Origin of the sequence: Flavobacterium sp. (genome assembly GCF_036405015.1) — a bacterium.
Taxonomy (GTDB): domain Bacteria; phylum Bacteroidota; class Bacteroidia; order Flavobacteriales; family Flavobacteriaceae; genus Flavobacterium.
Map to the genome: position 1 here is coordinate 1 of NZ_DASWYK010000040.1, position 23,520 is coordinate 23,520.

Sequence of the window (23,520 nt, forward strand, 5' to 3'; positions counted from 1 at the left end):
TGAAAGAATGAAAATCAAAACAAAAAGCAACCATGCAGAATTGTTTGCTTTTCATAAATGGAATAAAAAAGAAATACAGTCTACTTTAAAATTCGATCAAAGCGACGCAAAAAATTTTGACAAACAAAGTAATGGTTACAATTATACCAATTCATCAAATAAAATAAACTGGACAACATCTCTTTCTAAAAAAACAGGTTCTACAATTGATTACTTAGTTGGTTTAGATTTACTTTATCAACAAAACGAATATGATGATGTTTTGGCCACATCGCATATCGAATTAAATTCGTTGAATACGGGAATATTCGGAAGTAAAGATTTTGCTTTCAATAAAAGTAAATTAAATGTAACTACAAGCTTCAATATGTATTTCTCGCTTCCGTCAAAACTGGAATATTACGATACTTCGGGTGGAACTAATATTAGATTTTTTGATGAAGTGATTGTTTACGATTACGCCGTAAACACCACAAATTATTTTGCTCCAGCATTACGTTTACAATACAGCTATCCAACAAAAAAGAACAAAACAGTGGTTTTCTTTACCAATTTAAAAGAGAAAATCGCGCTTAAAAAACAAACTGATTATCCAGTCAGCATTAACACGAATACCACCTATTGGATTCAAATGGGTGTACAATTAAATTATTAAAATGAAAACAAAATTGATTGCTGTTTCGGCAATGTTATTTTCAATATTACTTTTATCTTATTCTAAAATTGAACCCGAGTTTTCAATTTCAGAATTAAAAGCGCTTTACAGCAGTGGCGATTATCAAAAATGGCCAAAGCCTGAAGTTGACTCTATAGTTTATACCCAAGGTTTTGAAGACATCGGACTTTTAGGCAAACCTGAATTTCCAAAAGACAATCCGTATAGCGAAGAAAAAGCCGAATTGGGTAAAGTACTCTTCTTTGATCCGAGATTATCCAAATCTGGGCAAATTTCGTGTGCCAACTGCCATGATCCCGAATTGAACTGGGGCGATGCGAGAAGAGTTTCTTACGGAGAAGGAAGACAACAAGGAAACCGAAACGCACCAAGCTTAATGAACATTGCCTATTCTAAAGTTTTCTTTTGGGATGGAAGAGCTTCAACTTTGGAAGATCAAGCGAGTTTCCCGATACAAGATGCTAAAGAAATGAACTTTCATATCGATTTAGCAACAAAACGTTTGAACAAAATTAAAGGTTACAAACCGTATTTTAAAAAGGCTTTTGGCAAAGAAAAACTAACACAGGAAGAAATTTTAAAAGCGATTGCCACTTTCGAAAGAACCTTAATTAGTCCGAAAAGTAAATTTGATAGATTCATTGAAGGAGATTCTACTCAATTAACGAACAGACAAGTTCAGGGATTGCATTTGTTCCGTACCAAAGCGCGTTGTATCAATTGTCACAACACCGCCAATTTTGCTGATAATAAATTTCATAATGTAGGTTTAACCTATTACGGAAGACAATACGAAGATTTAGGAAGATACAATGTTACTGGAAAAGCCGAAAATGTAGGTGAATTTAAAACACAATCTTTACGAGGCGTTTCTCAAAATGCGCCATATATGCACAATGGTTTATTTCCGAATTTACGAGGCGTTTTAAATATTTACAATGCTGGAATGCCTCAACCAAAAAGAAAAGAAAATCAGCTAAACGATACTTTGTTTCCAACAACATCAAAACTGATCAAAAAATTAAATTTAAGCCAATCAGAACTAATCGCTTTAGAAGATTTTATTATGAGTTTATCAAGTGGAGCTTATAGAATGAGACCGCCTGTTTTACCGCAGTAAGTTTTTTTAGAATATAGAGTATAGAGCAAAGAAAATAGACTAAAAAAAGAGAATCATGACACAGGTATTATTTTGTCTTGATTCTCTTTTTTATTCTAAGTAAAATCTATATTCTTTACTCTATTTTCTTTCTTCTTTTTACTTCACCATCACCCCTTCAACAAAAAGAATAGGCACTTCTTCGGTATCATTTTCGTTGATTAAATTCGATTTAAAAATAAATTTCTTGTCGTACAAAGTATTTCCTATGAAGAAAGTTACCATGAATTCGTTATTTAAAACCAAAAGACTTTTCTCAATCATTTCGATTTTAACAACAGAAACACTCGGAACTTCAACAAAAGCATGACGTAGAATCGATGTTTTTTTCATTTCGCCATCAATAGTTCCAAAAGCTTTTGAAACCACCATTACGCTGTCTAAGTTAAAATCACTGTCGTTAACTAAATATGCGTACCAAACTTTTTCCATAAAATCGTCGCTCCATTCCTGCACGGCTGCAAGAAACACGTTTTCAACTTCTGGAATTATTATATCTTTTTTCATGTATTAAATTTTAAAAACCTTTGTCAAAGCCTAAAACTTCAACAAAGGTTTATTGTTATGATTATAATTCAGATTTCAGAATCAATCTAAAATCTAACATCAGAAATCTAAAATTTTATATGTTTGCTTTGAACTGCTCTAAGAAACGAACATCATTTTCGTAGAACATACGGATATCTCCAATTTGGTATAAAAGCATCGCGATACGCTCTACTCCCATTCCGAAAGCAAATCCGTTGTATTCGTCTGGGTTGATGTCACAGTTTTTAAGAACGTTTGGATCTACCATTCCGCAACCTCCAATTTCTAACCAGCCAGTTCCTTTTGTAATACGATAATCAGTTTCGGTTTTTAGTCCCCAATAAATATCAATTTCAGCACTTGGTTCTGTAAATGGGAAATAAGATGGACGAAGACGAATCTTAGATTTTCCGAACATTTCTTTAGTGAAATAAAGCAAAGTCTGCTTCAAATCGGCGAAAGAAACATCTTTGTCTATGTACAATCCTTCCACTTGATGGAAAATACAGTGCGAACGAGATGAAATTGCTTCGTTACGGAAAACACGCCCCGGAGAAATCGTACGAATTGGCGGTTTGTGATTTTCCATATAACGCACCTGAACCGATGATGTATGCGTACGCAACAACACATCAGGGTTTGTTTGAATGAAAAACGTATCCTGCATATCACGCGCCGGATGGTATTCTGGCAAGTTCAATGCTGTAAAATTATGCCAATCGTCTTCGATTTCTGGACCTTCAGAAACGTTAAATCCGATATTAGCAAAAATATCTATAATCTGATTTTTTACGATAGAAATCGGATGACGCGAACCAATAATTACCGGTTCTGCAGCACGTGTCAAATCGCCAAAAACTCCTTTTGATTCTTCTTTGCTTTCAAGTTCTTCCTGAATCTGCTTTACTTTTTCTTCAGCAACAGCTTTTAAAGTGTTGATTACCTGCCCAAAATCTTTTTTCTGGTCGTTTGGAATATTTTTAAACTCATTAAAAAGCTCTTTCAATAATCCTTTACTACCTAAATATTTAATACGGAATTGCTCTAAAGATTCTTTGTTTTTTTCATTAAAGGCCTTCGCTTCCTCTATGTGTTGTTTTATCTTGTCTATCATTTTCCTTCAATAATTGAAATACAAATTTAGTACTTTTAGTTGAAAGTCGTTAGTTGCAGTTGCAGTTTTAAGAATTCTGCAAACCTATTTAACGAATCACAGCTAATATTTAACTGATTATTATTTATACTTGACTTGTAATTATTTTACAAGATTTATTTTTTCTTCGATTTGTTTTACTTTTTGATGCCAATAATCCAGACCTTCTTGATTAGTAACCGTCTCTTTTTTATAGCTTGAAGAAATCTGCCCTAACTTAGACCAATTTCTATTAGAATCCTGTTCTTTTTCTTTTTTAGTAGAAGGTTCTATTCTAGTTCGCCAAAAGTCCATATTTTTTAAATACGTCTTTTTGATCTCATCAAAATATTCGATTAATTTTTCTTTTGAATTCGGAATATATCCTGGACCGCTACAACCGCAGGAGTGAAATGTAATTCCAACAGAATACAAACTTTTAATATGTTTCCATTTTTTTAAATCGTCTTTTTTAGGCGATTCAAAATCCAATCCCATATCTGCTGTTAACTCACCACATTGCGGACATTTGGCTTCAAAACCAGATTCACCAGTTTTTATATCTCTAAAAAGCCTTCTTTTAAATGTCTTTCGGCAATTAAAACAGGCATAATGAGGTTTGTATGTTGCTAATCCGTATCGGCACATTTTTTTAAAAGTTTGCAGTCGCGGTTTGCAGTCGCGGTTTGCAGTGACCGTCAACAGTAAACTGAGACTGAAAACCGCGACTGAAAACTAAAAAACTACTCTATCAATTTTCTTTCTAAAAAATAATTCACAATCGCTTCTTTCATTAAAACCGATTGTTCTCCGGCTTTTAACGGTGGTAATTGCTCTTTTATTTTATAATGCGGCCAACCTTCTTCGTCAAAATATTCGAATTCGTAAAATCCGTACGGTTCCAGCAATCTGCAGATTGCGATGTGCATTAAATTCAGTTTTTCGTCTTTTTTGTATTCGCGGTGCACTTTTCCGTATTCCTGAACTCCGATAAGGTAAATTATAGAATCTAAATCTAAATCTTCTCCTTGTGAAAATTGGTTTGAAAGTATATCAACGAGCTTTTCCCAGCGCTCTTTTAATTGTGTATCTCTAGACATTAATTTATGATTTTTGATTGTTGATTGCTGATTAAAAATCTATTCTGAAGGGGCAGAATCGCAATCTGAACTCTAAATTTTGATTTGCAAAGATACATAGTTCAAATTCAAACCCATTAAAAAATTTAAACACATAGAAACATAGTTTAAAAAATAATTAAGAAGAGAAATTTAAAAAAACAAGTTTTTACACATAGTTATGTTTGTTTAACTAAGTGAAACGCCTTTTCACAAAGAAAAACTATGAATCTATATGTTTAAAATATATTCAAGTAAATCAAAATAAAAACCTTTGAACCTTTGTAACTCTGAACCTTTGAACCTAAAAAAAGATATATCTTTGCGCCTCATTAAACACCAAAACTAAACATGAGTTTTTTTGATATTATCGTAGGAGCCCTTTTGTGTTACAGTTTATACAAAGGCATTAAAAATGGTCTTTTTGTAGAAGTGGCTTCTTTCATTTCGCTGTTATTAGGAATTTATCTTGCGATTAAGTTTTCTTCGCTAATGACCGGAATGATTTCAAAACATGTTTCTTGGAATCCAACTAATATTCAGATTACAGCTTTTATCTTAACTTTTATTTTGGTGGTAATTGGCGTTTATTTCTTAGCCAAAATTTTAACCGGAATTGCCGATTTTGCCATGTTAGGTTGGATGAATAAATTGGGTGGCGGTTTTTTCAGGGTTTTAAAAACCATTCTGATTCTAAGTATTTTTATTGCTCTGTTTGAAAAGATTAACTTCAACAATACTTTTGCAAAAAAGGAAACTTTAGATAGTTACATTTTTTATAATCCAGTAAAAAAAGTGGCTGCTTTTGTGTATCCATCAATCGAAAAATGGTATGAGAATTTTAAAAAAGAACATTCTCAAAAACCAGAAGAAAAAGAGAATTCAGAAAAAGAATAATTCAAATAGTAAACCCGACAGATTTTTAAAAATCTGTCGGGTTTAGTGTCTCCCTTATCAAGATGCAGTCACGTTCTAATATTATTTACTAACGCTGTATTTCTCGTTTGCCGTAATCATTTCCCAATTGTCGGTTCTGAATGGAGACGCTGGGAATTTTTCTTTGTTGAAAAGATTGATTACCGTATCGTCGTCTGCCCAGCCGTAATGTACCGCAACTGGATTTTGAACCTCATTACTTGAAACAATTATTTTGTTGTCTTTTATTATCGCTTTCGCGGAATGAAAAACTTTGTCTGCACCTGCGATTTCAAAACCTCTTAATTCATCGTTGTTTGGCGTCGAAAGCCCAGTGCCGATGTTATCAAAAGTTAGGATAATTTGGTTTCCTTTTATTTCTTGTGATTTGTAAGTTGGTCCGCTGTGAACTTGTTTTTTGCCATATATATCGTTCATTGCGATAGCTGCCAAACGCAAACCAATGTCTTGTTTGTTGGTTGGGTGAATGTCTTTTGCATTTCCGATATCGGTCGTAACGGCCATTCCGGTGTTTGGCAATTTTAAAGTTTCGGATTGTGCTTCGCGAAGTTCTGCCCAACGGCTTCCTTTTTGGCTGTTTCCACCAAATTCGTCGAAAGTCGATAATTGGACGAAATAAAATGGAAAATTACCTTGTTTGAATTTGGTTCTCCAATCGTTGATCATTAACGGAAATGCTGTTTTATATTGTTTTGCTCTCCAAACATTTGCTTCACCTTGATACCATAAAACGCCTTGCATCGCATAAGGAACCAGCGGATTTACCATGGCATTGTACAATAACGACGGATAACTGTTTGGCGAAATGCCTATTTTTACGGTTACTACATTGAATTTCCAAAGTCCTTCAAGCGTTAAACTGGAGTCTTTAAAATCGATTTTTAAATCTTCTGAATCACCGTAGATACCGCCACCGCCGCTATAATCGATAATTCGAACGGCAATTACATTGGTACCTTCTTTTAAAACATTTGCAGGAATTTTGTACACTCGCAATTTATCCCATTGATTATTGGTTCCAACTTCTACTCCGTTTACATAGGTTTTGTCTTCGTCATCTACTTTTGCGAGATGTAAAATAGCTTCTTTTTTGGCCTGTTCGGCTGTTAAAGTAATAGTTTTTCGCATCCAGACAATTCCGTCAATATTTCCTATTTGTTGATTTTCCCAAAGTGAAGGGACTTTTATTTCTGGCCAGTTTTTATCCTGAAAATTTGGCTTTTTAAACTGCTCTTCGTTTTTCATTGAAACCTCAAAACCTTGAACTTTTTTCAGATTGTCTAAAACCGATTTTTTATATCTCTCAAAAACTGCATTGATATCTACAACTGGAACATCGGCAATCATCGACTGGAATTCCTGACTATTTTCAAAAGCCTCACGACTTGTCCAGGTTTCTACATTGGTGCCGCCCCAAGAAGTATTAATGATTCCGATTGGGATTTTTAATTCTGAATATAATTTTCTGGCAAAATAATAACCAACTGCTGTAAAACCGGGCGTATATTTTTTATTTGCTTCTTCCCACACTCCTTGTTTTAAATCGTCTTTTGGAGTACCGCTTAAATCTTGCGCTACACCAAAATGACGAATCATTGGATAATTAGCATCGGTAATTTCTTTTTCGGAATTCATAGTTTTGAAAACCTGAAATTCCATATTCGATTGTCCGCTGCAAATCCAAACTTCTCCGACCAAAACATTTTTGATGGTAATTTTATTTTTTCCGATAATGATTAATTCGAATGGACCACCAGCTTTTTCTGCTGCTAAATTTACTGTCCATTTTCCGTTTTTATCAGCTGTAGTTTTCTTGATTTGTTTGTTGAAATGAATTTCTACACTCTCATTAGCATCGGCAAAACCCCAAATCGGAATTTGTTTGTCTCTTTGCAATACCATTCCATCAGAGAATATTAAAGGCATTCTTACATTAGCATTGGATATTATACTAAATATCAATAAAATAAAAAGAAATACTTTTTTCATTTTTTCTAGTTTAAATATTTTTTAACCATACAAGTGATATAAGATATTTTAAGTTTTGAATTTACCTATTTCTTAAATTTACTTATATCACTTATATGGTTTTAAAGGTTTTTTCTACTGTAATCCTTCTTTTAAAGCGTTTAAAGCTTGTGTATCGAAGACGGTATTATTAGTTCTATTTATGATTCCGAAACCGTTATTTTGCAAACTTCCTTCGTCCCAATAAAAAGGTAATAATCCGTTTGCTTTTGCTGTTTTTACCACCGTTTTTAAATAATACGCTCTTGAATTTAAATGTAAAGTCAAAGCATCTCCAGTTAAAGTTGTTCTTCGAATTGCGCCAAATTCTCCTAAAAGAACTGGAATTCCTTTGTCGACAAACTGCGTTTTCATCAATTTGAAATTCTTTTCTAAATCGGCTTCTTCTCCCCAATTTGCATTTCTTTCTGTATCAGTTGTGGAATGGAAACCAGCTCCCCAATAATAGAACATTTTACCCCAAGATTCGTCTTTGGTTAAACCAGCAAAATTCCATGGAGAGTAATAATGTACTTCGACCATCATTCTACCAGAAACTTTATCTGTTGGCAATGTAGTCATTAATTTATTTGTTTTTTCAATATCTGTCGTTGGCCCTTGAACAACTAAAACACGGGTTGCATTTTTCCCTCCAGTAGAACGAACGGCATCAATAAACGTTTGATGATACGAAGTCAAAACGGCCATTTGTGCAGCATCTTCAACTGCTGGTTCGTTTGCACTTGCAAAAAGTAAATGTTCGTCGAAACCTCTTAAATGTGTTGCGATTTGTTCCCAGAACGCTTTTTGTTTGGCGTTGTTTTCTACTTTTTTAGCTTCGGTGATATTATTTTCCAACCAACCACCGTCCCAGTGAATATTCACTACAACATACATATCATTGTCTACGCAATATTGCACCACTTCTTTAACGCGGTTTAGCCAATCCGATTTGATTTTTGCTGTAGTAGCATTCTCTAAATTCTGATTCCAAGAACACGGAATTCTGATGGCATTAAATCCGTTTGCTTTTACAGCATCAATTAGAGCTTTAGTCACTTTTGGATTTCCCCAAGCGGTTTCACCACCTGTTGCTTCCAAAGTATTTCCGATATTCCATCCTAATTTGATTTTTGCTGCCAATTCAACTGCTGAACTTCCCATTCCTGTCGCATCTGCCGCAATTGGATTGGTATTGTAACTTGGATATAAACCTGTCACAACCGCTGCTGCCGTTTGCGAAACTGCTATGGTAATCGTTTTTGCCTCATTGGAACTTAAAGTAATTGAAGCGGTTCTAGCTGCAGTTTCTGTATTGGCAGAAGCCGTTATTCTAACAATTATACTTCCTTTAGTTCCTGTTGTCTGACTCACTTTTACCCAGCTTGCCGAACTGGTTAGTGTCCATGCTGTAGCTTCAGAATTAATAGTGACATCTGAGGTGTTTTCTTTGCTGTCAAAATCAATTTTACTCGTATTTACAGTAAGTACTTTTATAGTTGTTTCTGGCGTGCTTTCTTTATCTGAACTGCAAGCTAAAACGCCTAAAAAAGCAAAGCATAATACAAAGCTCAAGATATAATCTTTGATTGTTTTTTTCATTTGGTTTGGTTTAAGTTAAGTGTAAGTTTTTAAAATCAACGCCAGCTTTTAAATGGGCTGGCGTTGATCGAGTGGTTATTTGTAGTAAAAAATATTTATTTAACAGTTACCTGAATTTCTTTTTTGATGTCTCTTGAAGAAGTTCCAACTTTGATAGTATATTTTCCTGGCTCAACTGTCCATTTTTTAGCAGCAACATCATAATAAGCCAATTCTTTTACTGGCAATTTAATCGTAACTGTCTCTGAACTTCCAGCTTTTACATCCACTTTTTTGAATCCTTTTAATTCTTTTGCGGCACGAGTAATTTTAGAATCTGGTTTTGAAGTGTATAATTGAACCACTTCTTTTCCGTCTACTTTTCCTGTGTTTTTAACTTCAACAGAAACTTCAATTACATCTGTTTGAGCATACGAATCTTTATTCGCTTTAGCGTTATCAAGAGCAAAAGTCGTGTATGATAATCCGTAACCAAAAGGATATAACGGCGCAACATTTTTAGTATCAAACCAACGGTATCCAATCAAAATTCCTTCTGCATAATTTACCGCTTTGTCTCCAGGGAAACTGTTTGTTGCGTGTGCAGGAGAATCTTTTAGTTGTTTTGGCATTGTCCAAGGTAATTTTCCTGACGGATTTACTTTTCCTAAGATAACATCGGCTAAAGCATTTCCTCCTTCAGAACCATTAAACCAACTCCAAACTAAAGCAGAAGTTTTTTGGCTTACTTCATTCAAATCAAATGGAGCGCCGGCAACCATAACCACAATCGTTTTTGGGTTAACCGCCAATACTTGTTTGATTAATTCTTCTTGTCCGAATGGTAAATGTAAATCTCTACGGTCTGATGCTTCAGTTTCGTAATCGCGATTTGAACCCGCAAAAATGATGGCAACATCTGAGTTTTTAGCTGCTTCAACTGCTTCTTTTACTTTTGCATCGTCTAATTTATCAATTGTAACTGGTCCTGTAGAAGTAATATTTCCTAGATTTCCTTTGTTTTTCTCATCGTAACGCTCTAAATATCCTTCCGCATAATTGATTTTAATTGAAGAAGGCAGTCTGTTTTTAAGACCTTCAAGAGGTGTAACTTCTCTTTTTGTTTTCACTCCAGCTCCAAATCCGCCTAAAGCGTTTTTCTTTGTTGCGTTGTTTCCGATAACTGCAATAGATTTTACTCCGTCTAATTTTAATGGCAAAGCATTGTTTTCATTTTTCAATAATACAATTGCTTCTGCAGCGATTTTGTATGCGTCTTGGTAATGTGCTTCTGTTGCGATGCTTCCTTTAGCACGTGTTCCGCCTCCCATTGCTTTAATATGGAATAAACCGCGTAAAATACGTTTTACGTGAAGGTCAATTTCTTTTTCTGAAACTTCTCCAGATTTAACCGCTGCGATTAATTTATCAGCTAAGAAAAATTCGTTGAATGGTTTTGGTGTTCCCATTTCAATATCTAAACCACTTTTCAATGATTTTGCTGTAGAGTGCACTGCTGCCCAATCTGAAACTACAATACCTTTAAATCCCCATTCGTCACGAAGGATTTTGTTCAGCATATAATCATTTTCACATAAATATTCTCCTCTGAATTTATTGTAAGCGCCCATAATGCTGTATGCTTTTCCTTCTTTTACAGTCGCTTCAAAAGCTGGAAGATAAATTTCGCGAAGTGTACGCTCGTCAATTTGTACATCTACAAAATCACGATTCGTTTCTTGATTGTTTGCTGCATAATGTTTTACACACGCCATTACATCTTTTTCCTGTAAACCAACAACCAACGGCACCGCAATTTTTTTATTCAAAAACGGGTCTTCCGACATGTATTCGTACGTTCTTCCTCCAAGCGGTGTTCTCACCATATTAATCGCTGGCGAAAGCAACATGTCTTTGTCTCTTGCGCGTAATTCTTCTCCTAAACTGGTTCCGAAAGTATGTGCCATTTCAGCATTAAAAGTAGCAGCTAAAGCGCCACCCGCTGGATAATAGGTTGCAAAATCGTTTGTCCATCCTGCTGGAGCCCAATTGTCTCTTGAGATTTCCTCACGAACTCCCAAAGGACCATCGGCCATTTTTAATTCTGGAATTCCTAAACGTTTTACACCCGCATTAGCGAACATGCTGTTACCATGAAGCATTCCGACTTTTTCTTCTAATGTCATTTGCGAAATCAATTTGTCGATTTCTGCATCATGTTCAGTACCTATTTCTTTTCCAACATATTCTTCGGTCTCCGCCGAATTTGAAGCCGTAGTTTGTGCATCATTTTTACAAGAAGTAAATATTGAAAAAACCAAAGCTGCCGAAAGGTATATCATTTTGTTTTTCATAGATAGTTAGGTGTTTTTAGATTTGAAGATTTTTGATTCCTCACACGTCATCTTTAAATCCAGTTAATAATTATATTGTTTGTGGTTTTTGTTTTTAGTTTATTGTTGTATCAGATTAAGAAAAAACACATCATTTTCATTGATTTTTAATTCTTTGCTAAAAATTCCTTTTGCATCAATTGTAATTTTTTCTGTCGAAATTGGCGCTCCGTTGTTTTTCTCTTTTATTGAATTGACTTGCTCGCGTGTTAACTGACTTGGTTTATTCATTGCTAAATAATCAGCGTAAGCGTCGTTTACTTTATAGCCTACTTTATATATTTCTAGTACATATTTTCCTTTCTGCATTCCATCCACTTCGATTTTGACTTTTCCTTTTTCTTTTGATGGAAGGTCTTTAATGTAATACGTCTGATTCAGTTCTTTATCACCCGGATGCGTATTCGTAAAATCCCATAATAAAACTTGAACATCGCCTTTTGCATTTTTAGAAGTCCAAGACGATTTATCTGCATTTTGAAGTTCTGTTTCTCCCAATTTATTCATTAAAAAATAAGAGAAATAAGCCGGTTTTTTAATTCCTTGCGTATTCAATAATCCGAAACCGCCATGAAAAGGTGTGAATCTTGGCCCAGCTTCTTCAAAAATATCAGTGAAAACCCAATATGACATGGAATTTGCTGCGTTACCAACTTGTTTCAATTTCTGCAATATATAAGCAGCCGAATGATAACTGTCGTGAATTGGATCTGCAGGCGTATAAGACGCGCTCCATTCTGTGTAATGCAATTCTAAATTTGGCTTAGCCGATTCTGTAATCTGTTTGCGAGAATTTATCACTTCACCGCTCACGCTAAATTCATCTTTACTTAAGATTGTTCCCGAAGTTCCGAATTCGTCCAAATAACCATGTTTTACTCCATAAGTATGAGTTGAAATAAAATCGATTGGCACATTATTTTTTTCGCAAAAAGCAATTGTTTCAGGAACCCAAGCTGCTCCAGCTGTTGCAGGCCCACCTACTTTGTACACAGGATTTACAGCTTTTACACCTCGAACTGCATAATCATATAATTTATAATATTCGTCTTGTGTACTGCTCCAAAATCCAGGTGAAAGATTGGGTTCGTTCCACACTTCAAAATACCATGTTTTTACTTCTTCATCTCCGTAGCGTTCTTTAAAATGGGCTGTTAGATTTCTAATTAAATCTTCCCATTTTTTATAATCTTTTGGAGGTGTTACATTTCCTTTCCACCAAAAAATAGTTTCTTTTCCGCTTGCCAAAGCATTCGGCATAAAACCTAATTCAACAAAAGGTTTCATTTTCAGACTCACAATATAATCGAACAAAACATCAACATATTGGTAGTTGTATTCTGGATTTCCTTTTTCATCTTCACGGTAAATGGCCATATCATCGGTCAATAAACCATGAAAACGGATGTATTTAAAATCGCATTCTTTTTTTACCAATGCCAATTGCTGCTGCCAATCGGCACGAAGACCTTCATTTGCTCTTCCCGCACCAATACATTCTTTGAACATGGTGTTTAGTTTGCCAGCCGTTTTATTGAAATCTACTTTTATGGTACGGTTTTCATTTTGTCCAATGATATTGATTGAACTAAATAAAACTGCTGCTAATATTAAAAGTTTTTTCATCTGAAAATGGTTTTGTTTATTTTTTTGCCACAGATTAATAGGATTCTAAAGGATTTTTTTCTTTTCTCTCGCAGATCATGCAGATTAAATCTTTTTAATCATTTTAATCTGTGGCTATATTTTTTACACAGATTTGGAAAAATAAATCTGCATGATCTGCTAAATCTGCGAGAGCATAAAATCTTTGCGAATTACAATTTCTTAAATCTCACTGCTCCACCGCCAGCACCACCTAAATTCAGTTTTAGAGAATCTGTAGATTTTACTGTTTTCTTAGAAATTGCCACAGCTTCCGGATTATTCTTTTGATTTGTTCCTTCTGCATCCACATAAATCTGAGCTTCGTAAGTTGCATTTGGATCTAAGAATGATAATGAAACATTTACGTTTCTTGGATTTTCATTTGTCAAAGTTCCTAAATACCAATCGGCGCTGTTTCTGTCTTTTCTTGCTGTTGTGATGTATTCGCCAATTTTTCCTTCTAAGATTTTTGTGTCTTCCCAATCTGTTGGAACATCTTTTAAGAATTGTAAAGCTGGTTTTCCTTCGTAGTTTTCAGGAAGATCGGCTAACATCTGGATTGGAGAATAAATCGTAACATACAATGCCAATTGCTGCCCAACTGTTCCTTGAATTCTTTTTCCTGGATAACCTTGTTTTACCTCAACATCAAAAATTCCAGGCGTGAAATCCATTGGTCCAGAAAGTAATCTTGTGAATGGAATAATGCTTAAATGGTTTGGCGGATTTCCTTCGCTCCAAGCGTTGTATTCTTGTCCACGTGCTGCTTCTCTCGAAACCATGTTTGGATACGTTCTTCTTTCTCCTGTATCTTTAATTGATTCATGGTATAAAACGGCTAAATCGTATTGTGCTGCTTTTTCTAAAATGTATCTGAAATAATTCACTCCAAATTGTCCGAAATGCATTTGTTTCATATTTAATTTAGAACCAACATGACCGATTTTTACCGTGTGGATTCCTAATTTTTTGTATAAAGCAAATCCTTCATCAACTTCTTTTAAGTAGTTAATTAAATTTGAACCTGTTTCATGATATCCGATTAATTCGATGTTTTTGCTTTTACCGTAAGCCACAACTTTTTCTAAATCGAAATTGTCAGCGTTTTTTGTGAAACTGAACATGTGCATACGGTTTTCGTACCAACCCGGAGTCCAACCTTTATTCCATCCTTCGATTAGTAAATGATGGAAACCTTCTTTTGCTGTAAAATCCATGTATTCTTCAGCGTGTTTTGTAGTGGCACCTTGTTTGTCGCTTTCCCAGAAAGTATATTTCCCAATGTGCATTCCCCACCAAATTCCTAAATATTTATATGGTTTGAAATAGCTGTTTGTATTTTTTAATTTGTTCGGTTCGTTCAAATTTAAAACCAAATAAGAAGTAATTAATTCTCCTGGATTTTCTCCAATCTGGATGGTTCTCCAAGAAGAAGTAAACGAATCTTTCACACGAACTTTTACTCCGTCAGCCCACGGCACTAAATCCGATTTTAATTCTGTTCCTTTTGTGTTTACCAAAGTCATACTTGCAAAATCGTACAAGTTTGCTTCGTGAAAACTCAAAGCCAATCCGCTTTTACTTTCGATTGTCAGTGGCGTTAAAACGGTATCTAATTTACTTACTGGCGCTGCTTCAAATAAATATTCGTCGCGGTTTTCTCTGTTTGCCGGAATCCACCATGCTTTTCCGTCTTCTTTTAAGTTGAAAGTCGTTTTTTCATCCATGATGAAAATACTGTCTTTTACATTTTGTTTTGGATAAACATATCTAAAAGCTACTCCATCATCAAAAGCACGAAACTGAATTTGTAATTTTCTTTTGTTTCCAATTTTTTGCTGTAAATCAACTACCAATTGATTGTAGTGATTTCTGATGTTTTTCTTTTCTCCCCAAACTTGTTCCCAAGTTTCGTCAAACGTAGAAGTTTTGGCTCCTTTGATTTCGAAATTGGTGCTTAAGTCTTCGTTTCCTTTTAATACAAATCCCATTTCTGATGGAGAAATCACTTCGGTTTTTCCGTGAGAAACAGCATATTTTGGAGCGTTTTTCACCAACTCAAATTTGATTTTGTTTTGTCCGTTTGGCGATGCCAATTCGTAAGCGCTTTTCGTTTTTTGGCTGTAGCCAATTGTTATTGAAAACAGAACGGCTGGGAGAATTAGATAGTTTTTCATGTTTTTTTGGTATTATGATTTTTTTGCCACGAATCCTACGAATTTCCACAAATTGAATTTGTGGAAATTTGTGCAATTTGTGGTTGCGTTTTTTTTAACACATAGAAACATAGCTTATTGGAGTCTTAAAAAAAAGGCGTTTCACTTACTTCAATTCACATAGTATTCTATGTGTTAGAAACTAGTTTCTTTCCCAGTTCTTTTATTCACAAACAAAAACCTATGTTTCTATGTGTTTAAATTTTTATTTTTTTGCCACTGATTTAAAGGATTAGAGAGGATTTTTTTCTCTTTTTTACGTTTATTTTTTCACGCAGATTTTACAGATTTTATTTTAATCTTTTCTAATCCTTTAATCTGTGGCATTATTTTTTTTCACCACAAATTCCCCAAATTATCTCAAATTCAATTCGTGGAAATTCGTGTAATTTGTGGCTAACTTTTTTACTTAGCCCACTCGGTTTTGAAAGTGGTTTTTCCGTTTAATGGATTTGTTTTTACTTCAAAATTGTTTCCTGTTTTTGTCACTTTTATTTCTTGTAGCGCCTCTCCGCTTGGTAAATAAACTTTGGCTGAAGCCGAAGTTGTTTTATCGCTAGCGAATACTTTTAAAGTCAATTTACTCCAATCCATATCTTTTGTAGATTGCGCTAAACCGATGTGTGGCAATGCTGTTCCGTCTTTTACTAAAACTACGATTGGCACTTCGCCAGCTTTGATTTTATGCCAGCCTGATTGGTATACTTTTTTAGTTTGGTAATCAATCCAAGTTCCTTCTGGAAGGTAAACATCTCTTTCTTCCACTTCTTCGAAAAGTGGTGCAACCAACATGCTTGAACCAAATAAATATTCATTATCAACCAACCAGGCTCCTGGATCGTTTGGATATTCAACAAATAAAGCTCTCATCATTGGCAATCCTTTTTCTGAACTTTCTTTTGCTTGAGCGTAGATATATGGCATTAATTCGTAACGCATATTATCTGCTTTTCTAAATCCTTCCAAGAAATCTTTGCTGTACAACCAAGGTTCGCGAGGCGGTTCTCCGTGGCTTCTTACGTGTGAAGTAAACATTCCGAATGGTGTCCATCTTCTGTAAATATTCTCTGGCGATTTAGTTGCGAAACCTCCAACATCATGGCTCCAAAAACTGAATCCGCTAAGACCTAATGAAAGTCCACCGCGTAATTCTGCCGACATTGCCCCGTTTGTGGTTTCAGAATCTCCTCCCCAATGCAAAGGATAACGCTGAGAACCTGCCCAAGTACTTCTAGCCCAGATTAAAGTATATCCTTTTTCTTTCTGAGTGATTTCAGCAACAGCTTTGTTGTATCGTAATGGATATAAATTGTGCTCATAAAAGCCTGTTCTTCCTGAATGATAGATTCCTTCTGGCGGTGCTGCTTCTCCAAAATCTACTTTGAAAACCGCAACTCCCTCGTCAAATAACTTTTTCAATTTTCCTTGGTACCAAGAAATTGTTTCAGGATTTGAGAAATCTAAAACCGCATCTTCGTACGGAAGATTTCCTTTTCTGTCTCTTACTGCCAAGTTTTTATCCATAATTTCTGGGAACAAAGTGTTCTTTGGCGTGAAATAAGGTAATTGCCAAAGACAAACTTGGAAACCGTCTTTCTTTAAATCAGACATCATTTTTGTGGCATCTGGGAAACGAGATTTTGCAAACTCGTAATTGTTTCTCCAATCTACATCAAACCAACCTGTATCAAAGTGAATTACGTCTGTTGGAATTTTATATTTACGCAAATCTCTTGCAACGTCGCGTCCTTCTTTTTCTGAGAAATAGGTAATACGGCTCATCCAAAAACCAAACGACCAAAGTGGTGGCATGGCAGCTTTTCCAGTCAAATTAGTGTATTGATCTAAAATGTCTTTTGGTTCTCCGATGAAGAAAAACAAATCGGCTTCGTCATCTCCAATGTACATTTCGTTAGCACTTGAGAAATATTTTCCGAAGTCAACTGTGATTGGAGTTGAGTGATGCATGAAAACTCCATAACCACGACTACTCATATAAAACGGAATCGGTTTGTACATCGTTTCATTTTGGATTCCGTTTGCATCATCTGCCCATAAAACTACTTTTGAACCGCGTTTGTTGAATTGTGTGAATGATTCTCCACATCCAAATATTTTTTCGTCTGGTTCTAAACTGAACGCAGCGCCCATACTTCTTGAATAATCGCTGTTTCTGCGAACATAAGAAAACGGAAGTGTTGGCGTATAGGTACTTTTAAAATCAGTATCGTGAAGCGTGCTTGTTAGCAATTTTCCTTTTTCATCGTAGATTTTTACGTGCCAAGGTTTGGTCAAAATTTCGACTCTTCCGTGTTTGCTTGTATAGCTGTGACCGCCTTCAATTTTAGCATATTTCCATAATTCCGGGTGATTCGGAGCCACTCCGTCAACCAACATTAAAGATGCTGCCTGTGGATGAAATTGTGGTCCAGAAGTTGTTTTGATACGAAGGGTTCTGTCTGAAACAAACTGAATTTCGAATGGCAAAACCGGAGATTCTGCATATTCTGTTGTTGGGAACTCGTTTGCTTTTTCTACATCTGGTTTCATCATCATGTTGTTGAAAGCCTGACGTGTTTTATAGTTGTATCTCAAATATTTAATTGTTCCTTTTCCTGTTGCAGGATCAAAAGAAGCGAGTTCGTCTGCGAAATAAAAAGTGTTCAGATAGTTCTGAAAATCTTTACTAATATCGATTGGTGCATTCAGCACATCTGCATTTTGAATCTGCGCTGAGGCATTTGGAATCGTAAGAAGTCCAAAAGCGCAAATCGAAAGCAAGGTTTTTAAATGTGATTTTTTCATTAGTTAGTTATTTTTTTGCCACAGATTAAAAAGATTCGAAAGGATTTTTTTTCTTTTCTCTCGCAGATTTTGCAGATTGAGCAGATTTAAATCTTTTTAATCCTTTAATCTGTGGCTATTTTTTGTCACAGATTTGGAAAAATAATCTGCATGATCTGCTAAATCTGCGAGAGCATAAAATCTTTTAAACTGTATCTATATTTAAAATTTCAAAAATTAGAAAACTTATTCTGTTGTAATTACGATTGTTGATGATTTCAATCCGTTTGCACTTGCCGTCAGTTCCAGCCTTCCAGATTTATCTCCAGATTGTACAATCACCAAACATTTTCCTGCCAATGCCGTATGTTTTGTTCCTTTGTACGGTTCGTGACTTACTGGATCTCCACTGCAAACGCCTACGATTTTTCCATTTCCTTTTAATGAAAAGTTGATTTCGTTATTGGCATTTGGCACTATTGTTCCATTGTCATCTAAAATATCTACCGTTACAAATGACAAATCATTTTTGTCTGCTTTGATAGTACTTCTGTCAGCCGTTAATTTTAATTGTGAAGGATTTCCAGCTGTTTTTATTTCTTTTTCTAGAACTACTTTTCCGCCTTTTCTAGAAATAGCTTTTAAAGTTCCTGCTTCAAAAGGAATTCTCCACATTACGTGTAAATCATCTCCTTTTTTAGCTCTTTTTCCAACTGATTTTCCGTTTACGAAAAGTTCAACCTCATCAGCATTATTATAGTAAGCCCAAACATCAACAGTTTGTTCGGCTTTCCAGTTCCAATGTGGGAAAACGTGAAGAACTGTTTTGTTTGTCCATTCGCTTTGGTACATATAATACACGTCTTTTGGGAAACCAGCTAAATCAACAATTCCGAAATACGAACTTACTGATGGCCATTCGTATGGAGTTGGTTCTCCGATATAATCGAAACCTGTCCAAACGTACATTCCTGCTAAGAAATCGTGTTTTTTAATGATTTTCCAAGTAGCTTCGTGCGTAGATCCCCAAGGCGTTTGCACCTGATCGTAAGCTGAAACAGTGTTTCCTGGATTTCCTCCATCAAATTTTTTATCCCAACTAACAGGCCATTTTTTTATAGTGTCTGAAACAGCATCATAATATCCTCTTGTCTGTAAACCTGAAGTAGTTTCGGTTGCGATAAAAGGGGTTTTTGGGAAATTTTTCAAATGATGTTCGAATGTTTGATGCGCATAATTGTATCCGATCAAATCTAAAATTCCAGATCCAGCAAGCGGATTAATCGAAACATTCTTTTTTTCGAATTGCAAAGTCACTTCATCAATATTCATATTTACTGGCGGATTCATTCCAGCAGTAAGCGGACGAGTTTTATCGTATTGACGTGTGATTGTAGCTAATTCTTTTGCGATTTCGATACCTGTTTCATTCCATTGTTCTGGAATTTCGTTTCCAATACTCCACATAAAAATACTGGCGTGATTGCGGTCGCGTAACAATTGGTCGATTAGATCTTGTTTGTGCCATTTGTCCCAATCATTTGCATAATCGTATTTGGTTTTCGTTTGTTTCCACATATCAAAAGCTTCATCCATAACGATGAAACCCATTTTGTCGCAAAGCTGTAAAAGTTCTGGAGCAGGCGGATTGTGAGAAGTTCTGATTCCGTTTACGCCCATTTCTTTCAGAATCTCCAACTGACGTTCGATAGCGCGCGTATTGATTGCAGATCCCAAAGGACCTAAATCGTGGTGCATACAAACTCCTTTTATTTTGACTTGTTTTCCATTCAAAATAAAACCTTTGTTCAAATCGAATTTAAAATCTCTAATTCCGAAAGTGGTTTTGTATTGGTCAATGATTTTATCGTCAAGCGAAATTTCCGTAACTGCCGTGTACAATTCTGGATTTTCATCTGACCATAAAGCAGGATTTTCAACTTCAGCGGATTGCTTCACAATTTGATTTCCGTTTGCGTTGATTGTTATATCTTGAGTAACCGATGTTACTTTTGCGTCTTCTTTAAAAATAGTTGTCGTTACTTTTGCTTTTTTACTTTCTGCATATTGATTTTTTATCGTTGTTTCAATATTTACCGAAGCTTTTTCAGCCGTAACTTTTGGAGTTGTAATATACGTTCCCCATTGTCCAACGTGAAGTTTATCTGTAGTTTCTAGCCAGACATTTCTAAAAATTCCTGAACCCGAATACCAACGTGAATTCGGTTGTTTTGAATTGTCAACCTTAACAATTATTTCGTTGTTTTTATCTCCGTAATTTAAGTATGGAGAAATTTCATATTGAAAACCAATATATCCGTTTGGACGTTTTCCTAAATAATGACCGTTTACCCAAACTTCGCTGTTTCTGTAAACGCCATCAAAAGTGATTGAAGTTATTTTTGTACTGTCTTCTAAAGCAACTTTAAATGTTTTTTTGTACCAGCCTAAACCACCGTTAAGCGATCCTCCGCCATAACCTGCAGGACTTTTTTCATCAAATTTTCCTTCGATACTCCAATCATGTGGAACATCTAAAGTTCTCCATTTTGTTGCAGTTCCGATAGTGTCTTTGTCAACCAAACTATCATTAAGATGAAAACTCCAATCTGAATTGAAAGAAACTTTTCGATTTACAAATGCATCTTCTTTTTTTACGCAAGAATTCAAGAAAAGAACTCCGGCCGTAAGCGCCCATAAACTTATGTTTTTTATGTTTTTTCTAATATGCATAGGTACATTTTTATTTTTTGGAATTTGAAGATAGAAATAAAAATCGATTTCATTTATTCCTCACTAAAATAATTTAAGTCCCAGTTTTAAAGCACGTTAGATGCACATGTTTAAAACTGAGACTTCAAACTAACTAACTTACGATTTTGGAACTAAATGATAAATCAAGTAATCGTTATCTGCTCTAATGGCGATAAAGCATAAACTTGTATCAGTCAGTTCAACAATTTTTACATTAGTAAAACTAAACGATGGACTAAAGTAACTTGATTCATTTGGATGAAGCATTTCTGTTCCTCCGTTAAATGAAATTCTATCATTTGTTTCACCATTTGTCAAACTAAAATTGAATGTTCCCGTTTTTGTTGTTTTAGCTGTACTTCCTAATGTCGGATTTGTTTGCGTTACCGAAACATTGTAACCTCCATCAAGATTAAAAGTAATTTCTCCCCAATCTTTGTTTTCTAAACCAGCCCAAGAAATATCAGTAAGATTTGGCCACCAACCTGGACCACTAACCGCTCTATTTACATAACTAGGAGTATTTCCAATAAATTCTAATGGAGCAGTCATGTACAATACCCAAGTTTTTCCCGCTTGTCCGTTTGTCAATTTGTTCCATCTTGGATCGCTGAAAAAGGCATTGTCATTTTCAGGGACATCTATTGTTACTGGAGCTGCTTCAACAGAACCTCCGCGTACGAAAGCGGTATAAAAAACAGTGTATTTTCCAGCAAAAGGAAAAGTTACTTTATCGTCACTTTTGTTAGAATGTCCCAGTTCATTTCCATTACCATCAACGTATCTCCAGAATGGAATTACCGTTGGGTCATCATTCTTTAAAACTACTTCATTCTTTTTTGCTGTATTTTGTGTAATAGAAAACTTAAGTGTTTCTGGTGTCAGTGTTACTGCTGGCAAACTTTCACGATCTTCAACAGGCTCGCAAGAGAATAAAAACGAACTGATTGTTACAGCCGCTAATACTATATATAATATACGTTTCATAATCAATTAGTTTAAATATTAATTCCAACCTGGATTTTGCTGAATCGTACCATTTGAAAGTACGATTTGCGATTGTGGTAAAGCAAACCAACCTAGAGTTTCTGGTCTGAAGGTTACAGCAAACTGAGAATCTCCTGTATTATTATCGATTGCCGCTTTCATAACTCCCATTCCTTGTCTGATTAAGTCAAAATAACGCGATCCTTCTAAGGCTAATTCTAAACGACGCTCTTCCATAATATTGGCTTTTGTTGCCGTAACTCTGTGAGTTGTATTTTTAAAAGCACGATCACGAACTCTGTCTAAATCTGTCTGGGCTAAACCTGCGTTTCCATCTAAATTCAATTCAGCAGCCATAAGTAAAACATCTGCAAAACGAATAATAGCGTAATCTTGGTAGTTGTCAATTTGAAAGTTTCCTCCATTTGCTTCTACAACAGCTGTTCCTGCTGCATTGGTAATCGGACAATATTTTTTCCAAGAATATCCAGTATATTGGCGTTGTTCTCTAGCTTGCGGATCAAAATTTAATCCTTCTCCAGCATAATCTATAAATGAGGCTTTTCTTCTGGTATCAGCAAGATCATACGCTGCAACCAATTTCGGGTTTACTGTTGCTCCTCCCCATCCTGTAGCATATCTTCCAATTGCTCCTCCACGTGGTGCAATATTTACTTGAAAACGGTTTCCTTCGTGAAGATCCCAGTTTCCTTTTCCTGAACCATTAAAACGTACGGCCCAGACCATTTCTGTATTATCTTCTCCAACAAAATTATCTAAAGAAGCAGCCAGCCAAAGATTAGCAAAATCAGGAACTAAATCATGACCACTATTACTTACAACATCATTAATATAAGTTGTTGCCTGTGCTTTTGTAATTACTCCAGCTAAATCTGGTTTGTTGTAAGCTCCTGTGTAAAACAAGAATGTTCTAGCTAAATATGCTTCTGCAGCCCATTTTGTAATACGCCCGAAGTTGGCATTTCCCGCTTTTGAATAATTGTCATTATTTAAGTTATCTGCAGCAAATTTCAAATCGTTAGCAATTAAAGCATAAGTAACTTCTGGTGCTTGTCTTGGTAATTGGAATTCGCTTGTGGTTACGGTATGATCTAACGGAACAATATCACCAAACATTTTTGCAGCCTGAAAGTGAAAGTGAGCTCTTAAAAAACGAGCTTCTGCTTCGTAACGTGTTTTCAATGCAGCATCGGCTCCCCAATTTACTTTGTCTAAGTTTTCTAGTAAAATGTTAGCTCTGTAAATTCCAAGATAAGAATTTGTCCATGTTGGAGCGTTCATATCTTTATCTGTATTATACTGAAAACGGTCCCATTGTAAATCTACTGTTGGATCTGCAAGACCAAATCCACCGAAACAGTTATCAGATGCCTGCTCGCTTACAATCAATTGTGTACCATAAGCTTCTCTCTGCAATACGTCATAAACGGCAACCAAACCTTCAAAAGCATCAGATGGAGTTTTATAAAAATTCTCTGTTACTTTATCTGTATATGGCTCGTTTTCTAAAAAATCCTCCGAACAAGAACCTAAAACAAGAAGGCTTGAAAGAGCAAATAATTTTATATATGTTTTCATCGT

16 protein-coding genes are annotated in these 23,520 nt (G+C 35.3%); 3 read left to right on the plus strand and 13 right to left on the minus strand.

The features are described from left to right. Together VGE71_RS03080 and VGE71_RS03085 are read left to right on the plus strand one after the other, a co-directional pair. Positions 1 to 655 (plus strand): DUF6850 family outer membrane beta-barrel protein (locus VGE71_RS03080; RefSeq protein WP_331136983.1); only part of this gene is annotated, 655 nt, incomplete at its 5' end. 1 nt (position 656) lies between these two features. Then, positions 657 to 1,796, plus strand: coding sequence for a cytochrome-c peroxidase (locus VGE71_RS03085; RefSeq protein WP_331136984.1), 1,140 nt, complete (start codon positions 657 to 659; stop codon positions 1,794 to 1,796). Positions 1,797 to 1,934: 138 nt separating this feature from the next. On the opposite strand, the gene VGE71_RS03090 is transcribed toward VGE71_RS03085, so the two are convergent. From VGE71_RS03090 to VGE71_RS03105, 4 genes are all read right to left on the minus strand, one after another. After that, the gene (locus VGE71_RS03090; RefSeq protein WP_331136985.1) at positions 1,935 to 2,342 is read right to left on the minus strand and encodes a hypothetical protein; all 408 of its coding nucleotides are present in this window, start codon (positions 2,340 to 2,342) and stop codon (positions 1,935 to 1,937) included. A 115-nt stretch (positions 2,343 to 2,457) separates the two neighbouring features. Further along, positions 2,458 to 3,477, minus strand: coding sequence for a phenylalanine--tRNA ligase subunit alpha (pheS, locus tag VGE71_RS03095; protein ID WP_012022856.1), 1,020 nt, complete (start codon positions 3,475 to 3,477; stop codon positions 2,458 to 2,460). A gap of 141 nt (positions 3,478 to 3,618) precedes the next feature. Further along, on the minus strand, positions 3,619 to 4,143 hold the full coding sequence (locus VGE71_RS03100; protein ID WP_331136986.1) for a hypothetical protein: 525 nt from the start codon (positions 4,141 to 4,143) through the stop codon (positions 3,619 to 3,621). Positions 4,144 to 4,238: 95 nt separating this feature from the next. Beyond that, positions 4,239 to 4,595, minus strand: a complete 357-nt coding sequence (locus VGE71_RS03105) for a hypothetical protein (protein WP_144216869.1) — start codon at positions 4,593 to 4,595, stop codon at positions 4,239 to 4,241. A 369-nt stretch (positions 4,596 to 4,964) separates the two neighbouring features. On the opposite strand from VGE71_RS03105, the gene VGE71_RS03110 reads away from it, so the two are divergent. Beyond that, on the plus strand, positions 4,965 to 5,510 hold the full coding sequence (locus VGE71_RS03110; protein WP_331136987.1) for a CvpA family protein: 546 nt from the start codon (positions 4,965 to 4,967) through the stop codon (positions 5,508 to 5,510). Between the two features lie 81 nt (positions 5,511 to 5,591). On the opposite strand, the gene VGE71_RS03115 is transcribed toward VGE71_RS03110, so the two are convergent. From VGE71_RS03115 to VGE71_RS03155, 9 genes are all read right to left on the minus strand, one after another. Further along, positions 5,592 to 7,538 (minus strand): sialate O-acetylesterase, encoded by a 1,947-nt coding sequence (locus VGE71_RS03115; protein ID WP_331136988.1) that lies wholly within the window; start codon positions 7,536 to 7,538, stop codon positions 5,592 to 5,594. A 114-nt stretch (positions 7,539 to 7,652) separates the two neighbouring features. Further along, entirely contained in the window at positions 7,653 to 9,158 is a 1,506-nt protein-coding gene (locus VGE71_RS03120) for a cellulase family glycosylhydrolase (protein ID WP_331136989.1), read from the minus strand. Positions 9,159 to 9,253: 95 nt separating this feature from the next. Beyond that, the gene (locus VGE71_RS03125) at positions 9,254 to 11,491 is read right to left on the minus strand and encodes a glycoside hydrolase family 3 C-terminal domain-containing protein (protein WP_331136990.1); all 2,238 of its coding nucleotides are present in this window, start codon (positions 11,489 to 11,491) and stop codon (positions 9,254 to 9,256) included. 99 nt (positions 11,492 to 11,590) lie between these two features. Then, positions 11,591 to 13,156, minus strand: coding sequence for a GH39 family glycosyl hydrolase (locus tag VGE71_RS03130; RefSeq protein WP_331136991.1), 1,566 nt, complete (start codon positions 13,154 to 13,156; stop codon positions 11,591 to 11,593). Positions 13,157 to 13,347: 191 nt separating this feature from the next. Beyond that, entirely contained in the window at positions 13,348 to 15,354 is a 2,007-nt protein-coding gene (locus tag VGE71_RS03135) for a glycoside hydrolase family 97 protein (RefSeq protein ID WP_331136992.1), read from the minus strand. 444 nt (positions 15,355 to 15,798) lie between these two features. Then, the gene (locus tag VGE71_RS03140; protein WP_331136993.1) at positions 15,799 to 18,198 is read right to left on the minus strand and encodes an alpha-xylosidase; all 2,400 of its coding nucleotides are present in this window, start codon (positions 18,196 to 18,198) and stop codon (positions 15,799 to 15,801) included. 225 nt (positions 18,199 to 18,423) lie between these two features. Continuing rightward, positions 18,424 to 20,910, minus strand: coding sequence for a glycoside hydrolase family 2 TIM barrel-domain containing protein (locus VGE71_RS03145; protein ID WP_331136994.1), 2,487 nt, complete (start codon positions 20,908 to 20,910; stop codon positions 18,424 to 18,426). A 138-nt stretch (positions 20,911 to 21,048) separates the two neighbouring features. Beyond that, positions 21,049 to 21,918 carry a hypothetical protein gene (locus tag VGE71_RS03150; RefSeq protein WP_331136995.1) on the minus strand — a complete coding sequence of 290 codons (870 nt, stop codon included), beginning with the start codon at positions 21,916 to 21,918 and terminating at the stop codon, positions 21,049 to 21,051. Positions 21,919 to 21,936: 18 nt separating this feature from the next. After that, positions 21,937 to 23,517: a RagB/SusD family nutrient uptake outer membrane protein gene (locus VGE71_RS03155; protein WP_331136996.1), complete on the minus strand. Its 1,581-nt coding sequence runs from the start codon at positions 23,515 to 23,517 to the stop codon at positions 21,937 to 21,939. Positions 23,518 to 23,520: the final 3 nt, after the last annotated feature.